We start from the raw sequence: 20,895 nt of genomic DNA on the forward strand, positions 1-20,895 counted from the left end.
TATATGATTGTTAATTATTATATACAATAGTGTAAAAAACGAAACCCTATTCGTCAAGATAAATTTAAGACTACGAATTTTGTGACGTACAAAAAAGATAAGTAGAGGATGCTACTTATCTTTTTATCCGTTCCCTTGCTGGGCAGCTTGTAATTGCGAAAGAAAATATTCTATATTGCTAACGAGCCAATGCGATTGTTGCAAGCTCTTTACTCCAAGAAGTTCATTTTCCTCATTACGACTCTCTCTTCTTTTCTTATAAGACTGGATTTGCCGAATAAATTGTGATGGATACGTCATATACGCAAACATGAGTAGTTGCTCTTCTTTCGTAAAAGGAAAATTTTTTTGGTACATTTGATACCATTCAAACCGATCACTTCGCGCAATTGGATATGTGTTTAACGACCTAGAATAAAACCCTACTATATCTTGCACCGGTGTTGCAAACTTCGATTTTTCTAAACTAATAAAATAGCCGTTCCGTTCATAATCAAATAAAAAATGATTAAGTGATACGTTACCATGCACAAAAGTAATACGTGTTTTTTCTTTTTCTTTCATCGCATCGTTCCACTCATTTAATTGCTTCGTTGCAAACTCACGTGCCCTCATTACATGATGATAGTACGTACAATATTGCAATTCAAACGGAGACATATACCACTTCGCTTCAGATTCTACAAGAAACTCTTCTAACATCTCACCATCATTTTCCCAACGATCGGATATATTCGTATAATGTTTCTCTAAATCTTCTTCTGTATACGTTTCTTCTTTTACCGTTTTTTGATGCAACGCTCCGAGAGTCTGGAACATTTTATGGTATTGATCATTATCCTCGCCGTTCCCTTCCGCACGTTCTAACCAAGGCATTAAATAATAATTATACGTTCCGTCACTTAAAATATAATTACCATCCGTCGCATGGTATATAGGTACATAATTTGAAAAACCTTTCTCCTTCAAATATTGAATATGATGCAGAAAGTTATTCCGCTCTAACTTTCTGCCTTCTATTTTCTTGAGCGCATATGGACCTTGATTCGTGTAAATTTTCGTTACACTTCCGTGCTCTTCCATATGCTGCGTATCCAATCTATATTGCCTTACAATGGGTTCATAGCGATTTCGTAATTCCATATCCATACGAATAACCCTTTCTATTCAAAACATAGCCTTAGAAAAATAAGTGAGTGAAAAACACTCACTTATTTCGCTTTTGCTCTTGAAACAGGAATATAAATAATTTGTCCTGCCGTTAAATATATATCTTCTGTTTGATTGACACGATATAAGTTTTGTACAGACGTTTCATAACGATCTGCAACAGATTCGATCGTATCTCCTTCTTGCACGAAATACATTCTTAACTTTGTAAATTCTTCTTCTGGTTCTTTCGTAAATATTTTCGTTAAATACAGCGCATTTTCATCTCGCTGTGAGTAAGCTTCTTCTTCTTGCTCTTCTTGCTTTTTCTTTTTCTCTTTCTCTTTCTTAAAATCTTTTCGTCCGAACAATTCAAATTGCGGCGTTGTTTCTTTCTCTTCTTCACGCTCTACAAATTCATGTTCTTCTATTTCCGCTTCCTCTACTTCCTGCTCTTTTCTTTCTTCTAGTTGGAACGGTTCAAATGCGTAATCTTCCCACTCATCTGATTCCTTATAAGCTGGTTCTTCTACGTGCGGCGTTGGTCTAGTTTCATACTCTTGTGCTGAATCATCCTCTAACTCAGCATACGCCGTTTCTTCCTCTTCATCCTCAATTCTTTCTTCATCACATAAACCTGTAATAGATATATCCGCTAATAATTGTAAGCAACCATTTTCCTTTAATTCATAATCAAATTCCTCGATAGATACATATAGTTCTTCAATTACTTTCACACGGTTTCTCGGAATTGATATTTCAAGCGGAAAGGAATGAACAAGTTCATTAACCCCATCTTCTCTTGTTTCTACATAATCAATTGACTTCGCTGGTGATAGATCTCTCAATGAATAAGTCGAATCATCTTGCCTTGCAACATACTCTCCCGTTAAATCTAATTGCCCTCTCACGATAACTTCATGATCAAGCTCTTCTATCTCAACGTCTGGATCTAACGAAATTGACAAAAGTTCTTCGACTTCCTGTCCTTTTTGGAACCAAACAGATTCTTTTAATGAAAAACGTAATGAATGATCTGTTGCCACTTCTTTTCCCCCTCCCAAACTATATGTCATTACAGATTTATGTACGGAAAGCTGACTTTATGAATAAAAAAAATCGCCCCCCTTATAGAGAGCGATTTTCTTTATTCGATTAAGCTTTTAATTTTGACATGGCAATCTCAGCCGCTGCAATTGTCGCTTCAATATCTGCATCACTATGTGCTGTCGATAGGAATAAGCCTTCGAATTGAGATGGCGGCAAGAATACACCTTGCTCTACCATTTCACGATAGTAAGCTGCAAAGAATTCTAAGTTTGAAGATTTTGCTGCATCGTAATTAATAACTTGTTCATCTGTAAAGAAGATACCAATCATAGAACCCGCACGGTTAATATGATGCGGAATGCCATGTTTTTCAGCCGCTTTACGTAAGCCAGCTTCTAACATTTCAGCTTTACGCTCGAATTCTACATATGATTCTGGCGTTAACTGTACTAACGTTTCATAACCTGCTGCCATCGCAAGTGGGTTACCTGATAAAGTACCTGCTTGGTAAATCGGTCCGCTCGGTGCAACTTGTCGCATAATTTCTGCTTTACCACCGTATGCTCCTACTGGTAAGCCACCACCGATTACTTTACCTAAACAAGTTAAATCAGGTGTTACACCGTAATAACCTTGTCCACAATTATAAGCAACTCGGAATCCTGTCATGACTTCATCAAAAATAAGTAATGCACCGTTTTGCTCTGTTACTTCACGAAGACCTTCTAAAAATCCTGGCTGCGGAGGAACAACACCCATATTCCCTGCTACTGGTTCTACGATAACACAAGCAATATCGTCACCGAATTGTTCGAAAGCGTACTTCACACTGTCTAAATCGTTATACGCTACTGTAATTGTATTTTTCGCTACACCTTCTGGTACACCAGGGCTATCTGGTAAACCTAACGTCGCCACACCAGAACCCGCTTTAATTAATAACGAATCACCATGACCATGGTAACAACCGATGAATTTCAAAATTTTGTTACGGCCTGTATAACCACGAGCTAAACGTAGCGCACTCATTGTCGCTTCTGTTCCTGAGTTAACCATACGTACAATCTCAATTGATGGTACGCGCTCAATAACAAGTTTCGCTAATTCATTCTCAATTTCCGTTGGAGCACCGAAGCTTGTCCCTCTTTCAGCAACAGATTTTAAAGCTTCCACAACACGGTCGTTTGCATGACCATGAATTAAAGGACCCCATGATAATACGTAATCGATGTATTCATTCCCATCGATATCGTATACTTTAGAGCCTTTTCCACGCTCCATAAACAACGGATTCATACCGACAGACTTAAAGGCACGAACTGGGCTATTTACGCCTCCAGGCATTAAATCTTGCGCCTCTTCAAACGCCGCAATCGACTTATCAAACTTTTTCATTATTTAGCGCCTCCTTCTTGTAACCATCTTGCTGCATCTTTCGCATGATACGTAATAATTAAATCTGCTCCTGCACGTTTCATACTAATTAATTTTTCAAGTACAACTTCTTTTTCATTAATCCAACCATTTTGCGCTGCCGCTTTAATCATCGAATATTCACCACTTACGTTATAAGCAACGACTGGTAAATTAAAGTTATTTTTCACATCACGAACAATATCTAAGTAAGATAGAGCTGGCTTTACAATTAAGAAATCTGCCCCTTCCATTACATCTGATTCTGCTTCACGGAATGCTTCCATACGGTTCGCTGGGTCCATTTGATATGTTTTACGGTCACCAAATTGTGGTGCACCGTGCGCCGCATCACGGAACGGCCCGTAAAACGCTGATGAATATTTCACAGCGTACGACATTACTGGCACATGCCCAAAGCCATTTTCATCTAATGCGTGGCGAATCGCTGTTACAAATCCGTCCATCATGTTTGATGGCGCAATAATGTCTGCTCCCGCTTTCGCTTGGCTGACAGCTGTTTTCGCAAGAACTGCAAGAGACTCGTCATTTAAAATAATACCATCTTCAATTACACCGCAATGACCATGGCTTGTGAATTGACATAAACATGTATCTGCAACTACTACTAGCTCAGGGAATTCACCTTTAATTTGCTGAATTGCACGTTGCACAATTCCATGATCACAATATGCTGATGATCCAACTTCATCTTTTTCAGCAGGTAAACCAAATACAATAACAGAACGGATACCTAAATCAACAACCTCTTGCATTTCAGCTTGCAATAAATCTAAAGACATTTGATATACGCCTGGCATAGAAGGCACTTCATTACGAACGTTTTCTCCTTCTAATACAAAAATAGGGTAAATAAAATCTTCCGTATGTAAAAACGTTTCACGCACAAGCGCACGCATATTACCACTTTGTCTTAAGCGACGATGACGATTAAATTGTAAAGAGTTCATAGATTTCTATCCCCATTCTTTTATTTTATCCCGCTATTTGCGGGCAGTAAGACCCTACTAATTAAAGTTTCACTTTATAGATTCACAAATACATTGTAGTAATGCTTCTACAGTGTACTCTTTCGGCATAATAATATGCGGAAAATAAAGGCTCGCCTCTTTTTCCGTAATAGGCCCTATACAAGCAATTGTACATTTTTTTGTCCATTCTCTCCAGTTTGTACCCTCAAGTAAACGAACAAAACTAGTAACAGTTGAAGGGCTCGTAAATGTAATAATGTCTACTTTCCCTACTTCTAGCGTTTCTATCAGTTCTCGCTTTTTCTCTACATTCTCTTTCGTACCATATACGATTAGCTCATCTAGAGAAACACCAATTTGGCGAAGTGCAACTGGAATTACATCTCTTGCTAAATTCCCTTTCGGAAATAAAATGCATTCGTTTCCACTTAGTCTTTTTACAAACTCTTCTGCAAATACTTCTGCAACAAATGAAGTTGGAACAAAGTCCACTTTATAGCCCCGTTTTTCTAATTCTAACCTTGTCTTCACGCCTACTGCAGCAATTTTAGTCGTTACAGGGAGCCTCTTTCTCAAACGATCTAGAAAAAAAGTTACCCCATTTTTACTCGTAAAAATAACCCAGTCATACGAATGTAGTTGCCCTGCTATATGTTGAATCTGTCTATGAGACATACCTTCCATACGCAAAAGCGGAATTTCCAATGGAATTCCGCTCTTTTCTTTCACCACTACACTCATTTGTTTTGCTTGATGCTGGGCACGTGTAATCAATACCGTTTTGCCAGCGAGAGCGTTCATATTTATTGTTGCCCCTTATTTGCAGCAAGAATGAGTTCTTTTGCGCCTTGTTTAATTAAACGGTCCGCAGCCTCTAATCCTACTTCCGCTGGATTAGTTCCTACTACTGTCTCTTTCAATAAAACAGAACCGTCCATAGAACCGACAAGAGCTGTTAATTCGATTGCATCGTTTTCTGTAAGGGTTGCATATCCAGCGATTGGAACTTGGCATCCACCTTCAAGTTTATGAAGAAATACTCGCTCTGCTGCCACTGTTTTTTCTGTTACTGCATCATTCATATGCGCTAACAGCTGTAGTAAATCCTTATCATCCTCACGGCACTCAATCGCTAATGCACCTTGTCCTACAGCAGGTACACATAACGTCTCATCTAAATGTTCTGTAATAACTTCATTATCCCAGCCCATTCTTTGTAATCCAGCTGTCGCTAAAATGATTGCATCGTAATCTTCTTCTTGTAATTTACGTAAACGTGTATCGATATTTCCACGAATCCACTTCACTTGTAAATCTGGTCTTGCAGCTAATAATTGTGCACTGCGTCTTAAACTACTTGTACCTAAAATAGCGCCTTCTGCTAACTCTTTAAACGATGCTCCGCTTTTTGAGATAAAAGCATCGCGAGGATCAACACGCTTCGGTGTACAACCAATCATTAATCCTTCTGGAAGTACGGCCGGCATATCTTTCATACTATGTACAGCCATATCAATTTCTTTCGTAAGTAACGCATGTTCAATCTCTTTCACAAACAAGCCTTTTCCGCCTACTTTTGAAAGAGTAACATCTAAAATAACATCACCTTTTGTGACGATTTCTTTCACTTCAAATTCATATGGTAAACCTAGCGCCTTTAACCGATCAATAAACCAGTTTGTTTGCGTTAATGCTAATTTACTCTTTCGTGACCCTACAATAATTTTGCGCATAATTCTCTCTCCTCATTATAAATACCAAAAGTGGAAGTTGGATAAACTGCTTAATAGAAAAATATTGATTAGCATTACGAGAAATGCTCCGATGTTCCACTGTACGATCTTCTTTCCTTGCAATACATCTGCTACTCGTAAATATAGGCCAGCACAATATACAAATAGAACGACAAAAGATCCGATCACTTTCGTATCATACCAATGGAAATTGTCCAATTTCGTATATCCCCATATGCATCCTAATAAAATAGCTAGTAAGAAAAATGGAACAGAAAATAAATTTAATCCGTAAGACATCGATTCTAGCTTCGGTAAATTCCCTAACCTTCTTAATCTCGCATTCCATTTTTTCTTTTTTAATAGGCGATATTGTAATAAATACATGATAGAAAAAATGAACGATACAGTGAAAGTTGCATAAGAAATAATAGCCATACCGACGTGTACATATACAAGTTCCGAAACTAATTGCTCCGCAAGTACCGGCGACATCTTTCCGAGCGGTGTAAAAATAGAAAAAGCGCTTACGCCAAATGCGACAACATTTGTAAAAAAGACTAGAAAGTCGATTCTCATAAATCGATTAATGACTAACGACATCGTAATCAATAGCCAAACATAAAAATAAATCCCTGATAGTAAAGTTAATATAGGGTTCGTTTCTGAATCTGTAGCCCGAAGTAGCATGAAGATAGACTGCAGAACCCATACAATCGAAAGTAACCAAAAAGCAAATCGGTTCGCCTTTCGGTTACTTTGGAAATAATCTATAAAATATAAACTAATGCTACAAGCATATAAAATAATTGCAATATGATAAATAATACTGTTATTAAAAAAACTCATCCGATCATCCTTCCAAATTATAAAGATGGAACGGATGGTGTCCACGCTCTTTTATGTTCTACTTCTTCCGCACTACTCTCTACGTCTTCCATTTCTAGATCGAAAATCTTTGCAAATAACGCTAATTTTTCGTCTGCTCCCTCTTCAGCAGCTATTTCTTTCGCTACTAAAATTGGGTCTTTTAATAATTGATTAATAATACTTTTCGTATGCTTACTAATTACTTTTCTCTCACGATCACTAAGATTCGGTATTTTGCGTTCCAAACTTTCCATCGTTTCACTTTGGATAGCAAGTGCCTTATCACGAAGAGCTGCTATTAACGGAACAACACCAAGTGTACTTAACCACGTTTTAAATAAAACAATTTCCTCTTCAATCATAAATTGAATTTTCTCTGCTTCTTTCAAACGCTCAGCACGATTTGCTTCCACTACTCCTTGCAAATCATCAATGTCATATAAGAAAGAACCTTCTAGTTCATCAATCGCTGGATCAATATCACGCGGCACTGCAATATCCACCATAAATAACGGACGGCCAGAGCGCATTTTCTCTACCTTTGCCATCATCTCTTTCGTAATGACATACTCAGATGCACCAGTTGAACTAATTAAAATATCTGCTTCTAATAATGCACATTGCAATTCACTTAAAGGCTTTGCATGTCCCATATATTTCTCAGCCATTACTTCCGCTTTCGTAAACGTCCTATTCATGACTGTTACTTTTCGAGCACCGCTTCCATATAAGTTTTGCAGTGCCAGTTCACCCATTTTTCCAGCACCAAGAATAAGTACGTGACAATCTGTTAGCTCGCCGAATATTTTCTTCCCAAGCTCGACAGCAGCATAACTAACCGACATCGCACTTTCACCAATTGTCGTTTCTGAGTGCGCACGTTTCGCTAACGTCACCACTTGCTTAAACAATTCATTAAAAATTGTACCTGTTGCTTTTACTTGTTGCGCTTCTAAAAAGCTATCTTTTATTTGACCTAAAATCTGCGTTTCTCCAACTACCATAGAATCTAAACCGCACGTTACGCGGAATAAATGATCTATTGCACCATCTTGTTCAAAAATAGTTAAGTATGGTGCGACTTCTTCTATTTCAAGCTGAAACCAATCAGCTAAAAACTTCTTAATATAATACCGTCCCGTGTGTAATTGATCGACAACAGCGTAAATCTCAGTGCGATTACAAGTGGATACAATGACATTCTCTAACACGCTCTTTTGATTTTGTAATGTAGTCATTGCTTGCTCTAGCTCTGCTGCCTGAAATGTGAGTTTCTCACGAAATTCTACAGGGGCTGTTCGATAATTTACACTAACAACAAGAATATGCACGCAGCATGTCCCCCTTCACCCGTTTTATCACTTTATCTACTATCATAATACAACTTTCCTCTTATGAATCTGACAATCGTGTGAACAACCGATTATTTTTTATTTATTCTCCGTATGTAATAAAGGAGATTCAGTAAAATTAATAAACACTTTCTACTTTATAATGATTATAAATTAATAACTCTATTTGTACGTTACCAAAAAAAGCACTCATAATCAAGTGATGGAAACTATTCCATATGAATTATAACATCATCTTTCCTATCTTCTTTCATCATGAAGGAAAATATGTATGATTGTTCCAAATTGTAGCACAAACTTTCTCAATACAATGTATTTGACATTGTATTTCTTTTTCGTTATATTGATTTTACAAAATTAAATTGTTCACAATTTAATTAGAAAGGAGTTATGTATGACAGAGAATTCTTTACATCTAGATAACCAGCTTTGTTTTTCCATTTACGCCTGTTCTAAAGAAGTGACCCGCTTTTATCGACCATATTTAGAAGAGATGGGTATTACGTATCCCCAGTACATTACTTTACTCGTACTATGGGAGCAAGATGGACTAACAGTAAAAGAAATTGGAGAACGTCTATTTTTAGATTCTGGTACGTTAACACCTATGTTAAAACGAATGGAATCATTAAATCTTGTAAAACGCGTTCGTTCTAAAGAAGATGAGCGCAAAGTTTGTATTGAATTAACAGAACAAGGTAAAGATTTAAAAGAAAAGGCTTGTTCATTGCCGACAACGATGGCAACAAATTTAGGAATTACAGAACAAGAATATCGTTCTTTATTAATTCAATTAAATAAACTAATTGAAACAATGAAAACAATTAATGATAGAAAAGGGGAATAAACATGGAAAAATTATATACTGCTTCAGTAACTGCTACAGGTGGACGAAACGGAAAAGTAGTTTCAGATGATGGCATATTAAATCTTGATGTAAAAATGCCGAAAGCACTAGGTGGTGCAGGCGGAGAGGCAACAAATCCTGAACAGCTATTTGCTGCTGGTTATGCCGCTTGTTTTGATAGTGCATTACAACTTGTCATTCGTACAAAACGTGTGAAAGTAGAAAGTACAGAAGTAACTGCTCACGTTTCTATCGGAAAAGATACAGATGGTGGTTTTGGCCTATCTGCTGTACTTGATGTACACGTTGCTGGCGTTTCTCATGCCGAAGCACAAGAACTTGTAGAAGCTGCTCACGGTGTATGTCCTTATTCGAAAGCAACAAGAGGAAATATTGAGGTTACATTAAACGTAAAATAAAAAAATGTAGTAAATAAAAAAACGCGCGACATTCGTCACGCGTTTTTTGTTTTTGTCATTTTATGAATTGCCTTCCACGCTTCTTCTTTTCCAAGTCCTGTTTCAGAAGAGAATAGAACAATTTCATCGCCAATTTCAACAGCAAGCGTTTCTTTTACAACTTTTAAATGCTTTTGCCATTTCCCTTTCGGAATTTTATCGGCTTTCGTCGCAATAATAATTGTTGGGATTTCATAATGCTTTAAGAAATCATACATCATCACATCATCGTTTGTTGGTTGGTGACGTAAATCAACTACTAATACAGCTGCGTCTAATTGCTCACGCGTTGTAAAGTATGTTTCAATCATTTTGCCCCATGCTGCGCGCTCTGATTTAGATACTTTCGCATATCCATAACCTGGAACGTCAACAAAATGCATCATCTCATTGATTAAGAAAAAGTTCAACGTTTGCGTTTTTCCTGGTTTAGAAGAAATACGTACTAACTTTTTACGATTTAAAATTTTATTAATAAAGGAAGACTTCCCGACATTTGAACGACCTGCTAAAGCAATTTCTGGTAAATCACTGTCTGGATATTGTTCTGGTTTAACAGCACTAATTACAATATCTGCTTTTGTTACTTTCATTGTTTCACTCCTACTAATGCGTGCTCCAATACTTCATCTAAATGAGATGCAAGCACAAACGTAAGGTTTTCTTTTACGCTTTCTGGAATATCATCTAAATCTTTCTCGTTTTCTGCTGGCAAAATAATTTTTGTTAAGCCTGCGCGGTGAGCACTTAATGTTTTTTCTTTTAAACCACCAATTGGTAATACACGACCACGAAGTGTAATTTCACCTGTCATCCCCACTTCTTTACTTACAGGAATACCTGTTAGTGCAGAAATAAGTGCCGTTGCCATCGTAATACCTGCCGACGGTCCATCTTTTGGAACTGCTCCTTCTGGAACATGAATATGAATATCATTTTTCTCATGGAAATTCGGATCAATCTGAAGCTCTTCTGCACGAGAACGAATATAGCTAAACGCTGCTTGTGCGGATTCTTTCATAACATCCCCAAGTTTCCCAGTTAAAATTAATTTCCCTTTACCTGGCGCTACAGACACTTCAATCGCTAGTGTATCGCCGCCTGCTGCTGTATACGCTAACCCCGTCGCCATACCAACTTGGTCTGTTTTTTCGGCTTGCCCATAACGGAATATGTGCTTACCAAGTAAATCAACAATGTTTTTCTCTGTTACTACAATACGCTTACGTTCTGCTGTAACGATAATTTTTGCTGCTTTACGACAAACTTTTGCAATTTGGCGCTCTAGTGTACGAACACCAGCCTCACGTGTATAATAACGAATAATTTCAAGAAGCGCTTCATCACGTACTTGTAAATTACCTTTTCGTAAGCCATGCTCTTTTAATTGTTTCGGCAATAAATGTTCACGGGCAATGTGCACTTTTTCAAGTTCAGTATAACCGGCAATCGAAATAATTTCCATACGGTCAAGCAACGGACCTGGAATACTTGAAAGTGTATTTGCAGTTGCTACAAACATAACTTTCGATAGATCATACGGTTCTTCAATGTAATGATCACTGAAGTTATGGTTTTGTTCTGGGTCTAACACTTCAAGTAATGCTGCTGATGGATCTCCACGGAAATCGTTAGACATTTTATCAATCTCATCTAATAAAAAGACTGGATTAACTGTTTTCGCCTTTTTCATACCTTGAATAATGCGTCCTGGCATCGCTCCAACGTACGTACGACGGTGACCACGAATTTCAGATTCATCTCGTACACCACCAAGGGATACACGGACAAAATTACGATTTAATGATGTTGCGATCGAACGCGCTAACGAAGTTTTCCCGACTCCAGGAGGTCCTACTAAGCAAAGGATAGGTCCTTTTAATGAATTCGTTAACTTCTGTACAGCTAAATATTCAAGTACGCGCTCTTTCACTTTCTCAAGACCATAATGATCTTTGTTCAAAATCTCTTCCGAATGAGCAAGATCAATCATATCTTCTGTCGCTTCTGTCCACGGAAGAGCTAATAACCAATCCATATAATTGCGAATAACACCGCTCTCCGCAGAACTTGCTGGTAACTTTTCATAACGGTCTAATTCTTTCAGTGCAGCCTTCATTGTTTCTTCCGGCATTCCCGACTGTTCAATTTTCTCACGAAGTTCTTCAACTTCCCCGCCCTTGCCTTCTTTATCGCCAAGTTCAGTTTGAATCGCCTTCATTTGCTCACGTAAGAAATATTCTTTTTGCGTGCGCTCCATTGAACGTTTCACTTTTTGTCCAATTTTCTTTTCTAAACTAAGTAACTCTTGTTCATCTTGAATAATTGAAATAAGTGTATGTAATCGTTCCTTCACAGATACAATCTCTAAGATTTCTTGTTTCTGTTTCGTTTTAATTGGCAAGTGAGAAGCAATTAAATCAGCTAATCTTCCTGGCTCTTCTACATCAGCTACCGTTGCAAATGTTTCATTTGAAACTTTTTTCGAAACTTTAATATATTGTTCGAAATGCTCCAGTAATGTGCGCATAAGAGCTTTCTCTTCTAGATCATCTTCCACTTCTTCCGTTACCGTTTTGATGGAAACTTGCACTATATTTTCTTCTTCGATAAACTCTACTACTTCAGCTCTATGTAAACCTTCTACAAGGACACGAAGCGTACCGTTCGGCAATTTTAACATTTGCTTCACTTTCGCCACTGTACCTACACTATATATGTCATCTTCTTTCGGATCATCGATATTCATTTCTTTTTGCATCGCTAAAAAGATGATATTTTCATCCATTGCCGCCTGCTCTAGTGCTTGTATCGATTTATCACGTCCTACATCAAGATGCAGAACCATCGTTGGATATACGAGAACGCCTCTTAATGGTAGGAGGGGTACGATTCTTTCATTCGTATTCATACTAGACATAGCACCTCCATAATAAATTAAACTCCTGTTCAACTATTTTATATTACAATACATCTAGATGCAATTGCAGAGATTTTCCGCAATTGTAAATCCCTCGTTTTTCTCCCTGTTAAAAAGGAAAAAAGACTCCGCTTAAGCATACAAACTTAAACGAAGTCTGGCAAATTTTATTATCGTTCATTCTCACATTGATTGTGCATCTGTTTCATCTACAGTAGTATGTATATCAATGTCTCGATGCATATTTTCCTGCATAAATGTTAACTCAAATACTTCTTTTAACTTACGAACAGGAATGATTTCAATTCCTTTTATTGTGTACAAAAACGGTTGCATGTTTTCAGCAGGAATAATAACTTTCTTCGCACCTGCTTTTTTCGCAGCTTTTATTTTTGCGTACACACCACCAATAGGTTTCACTTCACCGTGTATACTTATTTCACCAGTCATCGCTACTTCATTATTCACATACGTACGATGCACCGCTGAATATACACCCGTTGCCATAGCAATACCTGCCGAAGGCCCATCAATTGGGATACCACCTGGAAAATTAATATGTATATCGTATCCTTCTGGCAACACATCTAGAGAACGAAGTACCGTTAATACATTATCTACAGAACCTTTCGCCATACTTTTACGGCGAATGGACTTCGTTTGACTACCAATACTTTCCTCTTCAACAATTCCGGTAACATTTACCGATCCTTTATCTTTCGCTTTGATTGCTGTTACTTCAATTTCTAATAACGCGCCTGTATTTGGTCCGTATACAGCAAGTCCATTTACAAGGCCGATTCTTGGAATAGGATAAATACGTTTTTCATATTTTGGTGTAAGTTGGCTAGAGTGAACCACCCACTCTATATCTTCATCTTTAATGAAAGAACGTTCTTCATTTATTGCCATTCCAGCAGAAATTTGCACAAGATTAATCGCTTCTCGTCCATTTCTTGCATACATCCCAATCATTTCAATACCATTTTCACCTATTTGCATTTCCACTTTGTCAGCTGCATTCTTCGCTACTTTTTGAATCTCTTCTGTATCTAACTCACGGAAAAACACTTCTAAGCAGCGTGACCGAATAGCAGGAGGAATCTCTTCCGGCGAACGTGTCGTCGCCCCAACTAAGCGAAAATCGGCTGGTAAACCTTTTTGAAAAATGTCATGTATATATGTTGGAATCATCGTATTCTCTTCACTATAGTATGCACTTTCCAAAAACACTTTCCGATCTTCTAGCACCTTTAACATTTTGTTCATTTGAATCGGATGTAGTTCACCAATCTCATCAATAAACAAAATACCACCATGTGCATCTGTTACCGCACCTTTTTTCGGTTGCGGAATACCCGCTTGCCCCATTGCACCAGCACCTTGATAAATCGGATCATGTACCGAACCGATTAACGGGTCTGCAATACCACGTTCATCAAACCTAGCTGTCGTCGCATCCAGTTCAATAAATGTTGCATTCGTGCGAAATGGAGATTTTGGATTTCGTTTCGCTTCCTCTAAAACAAGACGTGCTGCCGCTGTCTTTCCAACACCTGGTGGACCATATATAATCACATGTTGCGGGTTCGGGCCACAAAGAGCCGCTTTTAACGACTTAATCCCGTCCTCTTGCCCTACAATATCTAAAAAGGATGTAGGACGCACCTTTTCCGCAAGCGGCTCTGTTAAAGAAATCTCGCGCATTTTACGAAGCTGTTCTAATTCTTTTTTCGATTCTCGATCAATTGAAACTTTTTGTGTTCGCTGATTTCGAAGTAAATGCCAAAAGTACAATCCGACAATTACACCAAAAACAAGTTGAACAAGTAAAAATATATTTGTCCAGCTCATCATTTATTTCCTCCCGCAATGTTTTATCTCTTAGTATTTCCGCGGAGGAACATAGCTAAACATAAAGAAAAACAGCAATTATAAAAATTGCTGTTTCTCCTTCACACTATGCAGATGTTTTTGTATCAAGTACAGTGCCGTCTTGTAACACCAATTTTGGTGGTGCATTATCAGCTACTGTTTCTTTCGTAAGAATACACTTCTCAATATCTTTGCGAGATGGAAGTTCGAACATTACATCCAGCATTAAGCCTTCAATAATAGAACGAAGTCCACGAGCACCTGTTTTACGTTCAATTGCTTTTTTCGCAATTTCAATTAGTGCGCCTTCTTCAAACTCTAACTCAACATCGTCAAGCTCCAATAGTTTTTGGAATTGCTTAACAAGTGCATTTTTCGGTTTCGTTAAAATATCAACAAGAGCATCTTCATCAAGCGGCTCTAGGTTCGCAATAACTGGAAGACGACCGATAAACTCTGGAATTAAACCAAATCTTAAAAGATCCTCTGGTAATACGTGAGATAAAACATGCTTCTCATTCACATCAGCATTTTTCTTCTCAGCACCAAATCCAATTACTTTTTCACCAAGACGACGTTTAATAATTGGCTCGATGCCATCAAACGCTCCACCACAGATGAATAAGATATTCGTCGTATCAATTTGAATAAACTCTTGGTGCGGATGCTTACGACCACCTTGAGGTGGAACGCTTGCTACAGTACCTTCTAAAATTTTCAGAAGTGCCTGCTGCACACCTTCACCAGATACATCACGTGTAATTGATGGATTTTCGGACTTACGTGCCACTTTATCAATCTCATCAATATAAATGATTCCTTTTTCCGCTTTTTCTACATCATAATCAGCTGCTTGGATTAATTTTAGTAAGATGTTTTCTACATCTTCCCCAACATATCCAGCTTCTGTTAAAGATGTTGCGTCCGCGATTGCAAATGGAACATTTAAAATACGCGCTAATGTTTGTGCCAATAATGTTTTACCACTACCAGTTGGCCCAATAAGTGAAATATTACTCTTCGCTAATTCTACATCATCAATTTTGCTGTTAGAATTAATGCGTTTGTAATGGTTATATACCGCTACCGCTAGTGCTTTTTTCGCGTTATCTTGTCCGATGACATACTCATCTAAGATTTCACGAATTTCTACCGGTTTCGGTACATCTTTGAATTCTACTTCTTCGTCCTTCGCAAGCTCCTCTTGTACAATTTCAGTACAAAGTTCGATACACTCGTCACAAATGTAAACACCTGGACCCGCAACTAACTTTCGAACTTGCGTTTGTGTTTTACCACAGAAAGAACATTTTAATTGACCTTTTTCATCATTAAATTTAAACATATTTTCACACCCCTTACAAAGTGCTAACCTCTTGCCTTCGTATGTACACGATAAATGTATCGTATGTAAATACATATTATGTCACTACGTGGCGAGAAATACAAATAATATGACTAGTTATGTACAAATAAAAAAATTTTAAAACTTTTGAAATATGTATATTCGACTTGTAAAGGAAGTTTTCCTTCTTCATCGAAAAGTTTTATAAATATATTTCTATATTTATAAAACAAGGCACGATTAAAATCGTGCCTTGTTATTTTATTATGCAGCGTTTTCTACTAAGAAATCTACAGCTTTACGCACTTTAAGATCTTCAGCTAAAGCGTCTACACTTCCAAGAGCTTGCTTGATAGCGTCTACTGGCATACCGTACATTTCAGCCATTTTTTCAACTTCTGTAGTTACTTCTTCTTCAGTAACTTCGATGTTTTCAGCTTCAATGATAGCTTCAAGAACAAGGTTGATTCTTACGCGTTTTTGAGCGTCTTCTTTCATTTGCTCTTTTAACTTGTCAGCGTCAGTACCTGTGAATTGGTAGTAAAGCTCAAGGTTCATACCTTGTTGGCTTAAACGTTGCTCGAATTCACGAACCATACGATCTAACTCAGTGTCGATCATAGCTTCTGGAATTTCGATTTCAGCGTTAGCAGCAGCTAATTCTACTACTTCGTCACGTACTTTGTGCTCAGCTTCGTGCTTTTTGCCTTCTTCTAAGTTTGTACGAAGTTTTGTTTTTAATTCATCAAGAGTTGCAACTTCTTCGTCAGCTTCTTTAGCGAACTCGTCGTTTAGCTCAGGAAGTTCTTTTGTTTTGATTTCGTGAATTGTTACTTTGAATGTAGCTGGTTTACCAGCTAATTCAGCAGCGTGGTACTCTTCTGGGAATGATACTTCAACTTCTTTAGAATCACCAGATTTAAGACCAATTACTTGCTCTTCGAAACCTGGGATGAATGTACCAGAACCGATTGCAAGAGAGTAGTTTTCGCCTTTTCCACCTTCAAATGCTTCGCCATCAACGAAACCTTCGAAGTCGATTACAGCTGTATCACCGTTTTCAACAGTTCCTTCTTCTTTAACAACTAGTTCAGCTTGACGCTCTTGTAAAGATTTTAATTCGTTCTCTACATCTTCGTCAGTTACAGTTGTTTCAACTTTTTCTACTGCTAAACCTTTGTACTCACCTAATTTAACTTCAGGTTTCACTGTAACTTTTGCAGTGAAGATAAGGTTAGCATTTTTTTCGAACTTCTCGATGTTGATTTCAGGATGATCAACTGGGAAGATACCAGCTTCATCAATCGCTTCACCGTATGCTTTTGGTAAGATGATATCTATAGCATCTTGATATAAAGATTCGATACCAAAGCGTTGTTCGAATAACGGACGAGGCATTTTTCCTTTACGGAAACCTGGTACGTTGATTGTTTGTACTACTTTTTTGAATGCAGCGTCGATAGAGTTGTTTACTTCTTTAGCATCAACTTCGATTGTTAAAACGCCTACGTTACCTTCTAATTTTTCCCATTTTGTAGCCATTTATTCTTTCCCTCCAACTATAATAATGTATGCACATACCTCTATAGATTAAGATCTTCATTATCTCTTTTTTGAAATAACAAAAGTACAAATAATCCTCTAGCAAAAGCTTTCAGATATAATGTTCCAATCTACTAATCGCCTAAAAGACAACTACGGTATATTTTGTTCGAGAATAATATGAAACATATTAAGTAAGAGAATTACACTTCTCTTCTCTTACAAACAGGCAGATTTCTGCCTTTTGCAACCCTTACATTATAACATAGAATATGCTCGTTTCAAGAACCGAACGATTCTTTTTCATAATTATACGGGCAAATATCCTTCTCTTTCAACACGTAATAACCATTGATAGGCAATATGAAACTCTTCTAATTCAATATTATACGCTGTCATAAGCTCTTCTTCATCAATAGTCAATCCGAAACGCTTTCTTCCAATTCTCTCTAAAACAGCAGCCCAAATCTCCACTTTATCCATTAATAGAGCGAATGGGAAAACGCTAATTTGCAACTCTTTCCAATATGTAACCATCGCTTCAAATATATCGGGATAATTTTGCTCTAATCGACTTGATAATGTATGTATAATGTTATCGGATTGCTCCTCATTATGACCTGTAAATGCTGGAATCACCTTGATCGCATTTCCAAACTTTTCCACTTCAATCTCTTCTTCTATTTGATTTTCTATCATTTTATACAAAATAGAAGTTTTCAAATAAGGGTGCTGTTTTTCGTCTATTAAAAATTTCTTTAAAATAGGTAATGCAAGATCCAAGTCTTTTAACGAAAGTTGCTGAATTGCTCTTAGCTTCTGCCCAAAGTTTTCTCCAAACATTTCATGAGTAAACTCATCTAATTCAAAATTCGAATCGACTAGTGACGTATCTACTTCATTTAACATACCTTCCGCAAATAAAGCGAGCTGTGCTAATTTTTCCTTTTGCTCAGGCATTATATCTTTCGTTTGCAAAACTTTTTCGACGGTTTCAATAACACCTTCATAATCATTTGTTTGAACTAAAATCGTCACATATGTTTCAAGAATATCACCAAATAATACAGCTCCCGTTTCAAGTAACTGTTCACATTTGTCTTTCGCTTCTTCCATATGCTTTAATTCTAACAAACAAATAACAGAAGCCAGTTCCGTTTGTTCCGTTTCTGCATTATACTGACGTAATATTTCAAAGCATCGCAATGCATCTTCGAATTTCCGCTCTTTCAGTGCTAAAAAACCTTCATCAATATATCGCTCTGATAGCTGCGGAAACAATACGACCGTATTTTCTTTTTTATCCATACGTCCGCCTCTTTTTCTAGATTTTAATTATCTTTAAAGTAAATATATCAAATGAGTAATGAGAACACAACATCCCAAAACCCTTTGTTTGAAATATTGAAATATTTAATTTTCATATTTCAATATAAACAAATCCTTACTAAAAATTAAAAATGTGCAAACAAAAATCCTCAGCAATTCAGGCAGAGGATTCATCATTAATGGAAAGCTTTTATAATAGTGGGGTATATAACAAGGGTAATAATTTGGAGAACAATAATTGCCATAACAATCATGCTAAAATAGAAGATTGGTTTACTTCGCTTCATTAAAAACATAATAATAAGCATCGTACAAGCAAACAAACTCAAGAAGAACAAACTCGTTGTCGAACTAAGTATACCACTTGGGACAAAGAACAATAACACTACACTACTAGTACCTATAATTCCAAATAACCATTCCATTCATTCACTCATTCCCTTTCCCTCTCATGGCAGTTTTTTTGCTAAGCGATTAAATGTTTTACAACATCAACTACATACGTTAATTTCTCATACGCTACAAATCCAAAAGCAACTGTTAAACCCGTTACGATTAATCCCTTCATCATTTCTTCCTCCTCGTTTTATCGTTGTTACCTTCATTATAGAGGATTAGCAATTTGTTACCATCGAACTTCCTTACAGTTACCTTACAGAATTGTAAGATTTCAAAAAAGAATAGAAAAACACCTCATATTACTTGAGGTGACATCACTTAATTTCTGTATACTCACTTGTTTTTCTCTTGGTTACTTTTCGGAGGATCCACTCTTAAAATTAATAGATTTACTAAATAACTTAGGGTTGAAATAATTATTCGTTACTTCCCTTAACTTACCTTCAAATGTTTTCATTTATAAGAAAACATTTGAAATCGTGTTAATATATTTTTATACAATTAAGAATTTGATTTAAAAGGGGGATTATGTATGTTTAAAAAAATGGCTGCGGATGTATTAGGACTAAGCGATGTAGGTTCTGTCATTACACCGAAAGATTACGATAAAGTCGACGCTGATGATTACGTGATGCATGAAGATGGGGAGAAAATTTATTTTCTAATTAAATCAAAATCAGATGAATATTGTTTTACAAACAAAGGATTACTCCACTTAGATGGTACAAGCGCAACGAGTAAAAAACGGACATTACGCCGCTTTAGCTATAGTAAATATCAAATTAAAAACGTAGCACTTGAAACTGCCGGAACGATTGATTTGGATGTAGAAATTAAGTTCCAAATGGGAGATGAACATTATTCAATTGATGTTCATAAAAAACATATTGAAGAATTAAAGGATTTATATAAAGCTTTACTTAAAATAGAAGAAATCTCACACGACAACGATATTACATTGCAGTATGCACACAAAAGTCTAGATATGGCATCCAACGCTTTTAGCCGTATTTCAAACGCACAAGTAAATTTAGCAGAACAGTTTAAAGAAATGAACGAAATCGCCTTTAACTGGCTCGTTGATACGAAGAAACAATATAATGTGAAAGATTATGGTTTTGTCTTTAAGAAGTTTATTAATAACTAAACAAGAAACCCTTGTTATCAAAAGATAACAAGGGTTTCTTAGCGTCCCAGGAGAGATTCGAACTCCCACTCCGCCCATTTCCGTACTATTTTATATATTTTGATCGCAGTCTTAATATATCTTCGCCTTCGCGAATGCCTGCCGATCCCTTCCTCACATTTTTTACGACAGTCCAATCCGGGTTAGTTTCATCACCGATGTTCTGTACTGTAAAGTTGCCATCACCATATTTCCGGTGACCTTCTGCCAATTTCTCCGTTAAATCATTCTCATTTGATCTCGCCATCTTTGCGCCATCTCCCTTTTTTATACAACCTTCTTAAACTGTCCAACCCATCACACGTCCAGTCAATTGGAGATTCTCGTTTTCCGCTTCTATTAATTGTAACACACTGTCGGGGATAAGTTTCGATCACAGCTGCTCAATCGTACTAGAATTGTAAAAAGTTTTATAACATTCTAAGCGATTAATTA

Annotated in this window: 19 protein-coding genes and 1 other annotated feature (1 of these 20 only partly in view); of the genes, 3 read left to right on the forward strand and 16 right to left on the reverse strand. The window is 37.0% G+C overall.

All coding sequences use genetic code 11. The features are described from left to right. Nucleotides 1–3, reverse strand: a binding site (T-box leader) (it extends 229 nt beyond the left edge of the window). Between the two features lie 120 nt (nucleotides 4–123). The 8 genes from ysxE to hemA all read right to left on the reverse strand — a co-directional run bounded on the left by ysxE (nucleotide 124) and on the right by hemA (nucleotide 8,538). After that, nucleotides 124–1,149: a spore coat protein YsxE gene (ysxE, locus tag ACHZK0_RS21675; RefSeq protein ID WP_000366996.1), complete on the reverse strand. Its 1,026-nt coding sequence runs from the start codon at nucleotides 1,147–1,149 to the stop codon at nucleotides 124–126. Nucleotides 1,150–1,211: 62 nt separating this feature from the next. Then, on the reverse strand, nucleotides 1,212–2,195 hold the full coding sequence (gene spoVID, locus ACHZK0_RS21680; protein ID WP_395760863.1) for a stage VI sporulation protein D: 984 nt from the start codon (nucleotides 2,193–2,195) through the stop codon (nucleotides 1,212–1,214). A gap of 109 nt (nucleotides 2,196–2,304) precedes the next feature. Then, nucleotides 2,305–3,594 (reverse strand): glutamate-1-semialdehyde 2,1-aminomutase, encoded by a 1,290-nt coding sequence (gene hemL, locus ACHZK0_RS21685; RefSeq protein ID WP_097864812.1) that lies wholly within the window; start codon nucleotides 3,592–3,594, stop codon nucleotides 2,305–2,307. Next, a complete protein-coding gene (hemB, locus tag ACHZK0_RS21690) occupies nucleotides 3,594–4,583 on the reverse strand; it encodes a porphobilinogen synthase (protein ID WP_001087079.1) in 990 nt (329 codons plus the stop codon). The genes hemL and hemB overlap by 1 nt, the downstream gene beginning before the upstream one ends. Before the next feature lie 69 nt (nucleotides 4,584–4,652). Further along, complete coding sequence (gene hemD / locus ACHZK0_RS21695) at nucleotides 4,653–5,405, reverse strand: uroporphyrinogen-III synthase (protein ID WP_242254960.1); 753 nt, start codon at nucleotides 5,403–5,405, stop codon at nucleotides 4,653–4,655. A gap of 2 nt (nucleotides 5,406–5,407) precedes the next feature. Beyond that, nucleotides 5,408–6,337 carry a hydroxymethylbilane synthase gene (gene hemC / locus ACHZK0_RS21700; protein ID WP_242254962.1) on the reverse strand — a complete coding sequence of 310 codons (930 nt, stop codon included), beginning with the start codon at nucleotides 6,335–6,337 and terminating at the stop codon, nucleotides 5,408–5,410. A 15-nt stretch (nucleotides 6,338–6,352) separates the two neighbouring features. Beyond that, the gene (locus tag ACHZK0_RS21705) at nucleotides 6,353–7,186 is read right to left on the reverse strand and encodes a cytochrome c biogenesis protein (RefSeq protein WP_098819426.1); all 834 of its coding nucleotides are present in this window, start codon (nucleotides 7,184–7,186) and stop codon (nucleotides 6,353–6,355) included. Nucleotides 7,187–7,203: 17 nt separating this feature from the next. Continuing rightward, a complete protein-coding gene (gene hemA / locus ACHZK0_RS21710; RefSeq protein WP_242254964.1) occupies nucleotides 7,204–8,538 on the reverse strand; it encodes a glutamyl-tRNA reductase in 1,335 nt (444 codons plus the stop codon). Nucleotides 8,539–8,953: 415 nt separating this feature from the next. Here hemA and ACHZK0_RS21715 point away from each other — a divergent pair, with 415 nt between their 5' ends. Together ACHZK0_RS21715 and ACHZK0_RS21720 are read left to right on the forward strand one after the other, a co-directional pair. After that, nucleotides 8,954–9,406 (forward strand): MarR family winged helix-turn-helix transcriptional regulator, encoded by a 453-nt coding sequence (locus tag ACHZK0_RS21715; protein WP_220775387.1) that lies wholly within the window; start codon nucleotides 8,954–8,956, stop codon nucleotides 9,404–9,406. Between the two features lie 2 nt (nucleotides 9,407–9,408). Further along, on the forward strand, nucleotides 9,409–9,825 hold the full coding sequence (locus ACHZK0_RS21720; protein WP_242254967.1) for an organic hydroperoxide resistance protein: 417 nt from the start codon (nucleotides 9,409–9,411) through the stop codon (nucleotides 9,823–9,825). A gap of 35 nt (nucleotides 9,826–9,860) precedes the next feature. Here ACHZK0_RS21720 and ysxC read toward each other — a convergent pair whose 3' ends face one another. The 7 genes from ysxC to ACHZK0_RS21755 form a co-directional block, all read right to left on the reverse strand. Further along, complete coding sequence (ysxC, locus tag ACHZK0_RS21725) at nucleotides 9,861–10,457, reverse strand: ribosome biogenesis GTP-binding protein YsxC (RefSeq protein WP_000869114.1); 597 nt, start codon at nucleotides 10,455–10,457, stop codon at nucleotides 9,861–9,863. Beyond that, a complete protein-coding gene (gene lon, locus ACHZK0_RS21730; RefSeq protein ID WP_061677126.1) occupies nucleotides 10,454–12,784 on the reverse strand; it encodes an endopeptidase La in 2,331 nt (776 codons plus the stop codon). The genes ysxC and lon overlap by 4 nt, the downstream gene beginning before the upstream one ends. Nucleotides 12,785–12,967: 183 nt before the next feature. Next, a complete protein-coding gene (gene lonB / locus ACHZK0_RS21735; protein ID WP_071720686.1) occupies nucleotides 12,968–14,638 on the reverse strand; it encodes an ATP-dependent protease LonB in 1,671 nt (556 codons plus the stop codon). Between the two features lie 106 nt (nucleotides 14,639–14,744). Continuing rightward, a complete protein-coding gene (gene clpX / locus ACHZK0_RS21740; RefSeq protein ID WP_063261287.1) occupies nucleotides 14,745–16,004 on the reverse strand; it encodes an ATP-dependent protease ATP-binding subunit ClpX in 1,260 nt (419 codons plus the stop codon). Nucleotides 16,005–16,268: 264 nt separating this feature from the next. Beyond that, nucleotides 16,269–17,546: a trigger factor gene (gene tig, locus ACHZK0_RS21745; RefSeq protein ID WP_061677124.1), complete on the reverse strand. Its 1,278-nt coding sequence runs from the start codon at nucleotides 17,544–17,546 to the stop codon at nucleotides 16,269–16,271. Nucleotides 17,547–17,855: 309 nt separating this feature from the next. Beyond that, nucleotides 17,856–18,854 carry a hypothetical protein gene (locus tag ACHZK0_RS21750; protein WP_395760864.1) on the reverse strand — a complete coding sequence of 333 codons (999 nt, stop codon included), beginning with the start codon at nucleotides 18,852–18,854 and terminating at the stop codon, nucleotides 17,856–17,858. Nucleotides 18,855–19,051: 197 nt separating this feature from the next. Continuing rightward, entirely contained in the window at nucleotides 19,052–19,300 is a 249-nt protein-coding gene (locus ACHZK0_RS21755) for a hypothetical protein (protein WP_071720601.1), read from the reverse strand. A 506-nt stretch (nucleotides 19,301–19,806) separates the two neighbouring features. Here ACHZK0_RS21755 and ACHZK0_RS21760 point away from each other — a divergent pair. Then, entirely contained in the window at nucleotides 19,807–20,421 is a 615-nt protein-coding gene (locus tag ACHZK0_RS21760) for a PH domain-containing protein (RefSeq protein ID WP_270605843.1), read from the forward strand. Nucleotides 20,422–20,506: 85 nt separating this feature from the next. Here ACHZK0_RS21760 and ACHZK0_RS21765 read toward each other — a convergent pair whose 3' ends face one another. Beyond that, nucleotides 20,507–20,707, reverse strand: coding sequence for a hypothetical protein (locus ACHZK0_RS21765; protein WP_000124458.1), 201 nt, complete (start codon nucleotides 20,705–20,707; stop codon nucleotides 20,507–20,509). Between the last annotated feature and the right edge of the window lie 188 nt (nucleotides 20,708–20,895).

It is taken from the genome of Bacillus sp. 3G2 (assembly GCF_044324725.1).
GTDB classification, from domain to species: Bacteria; Bacillota; Bacilli; order Bacillales; family Bacillaceae_G; genus Bacillus_A; species Bacillus_A mobilis.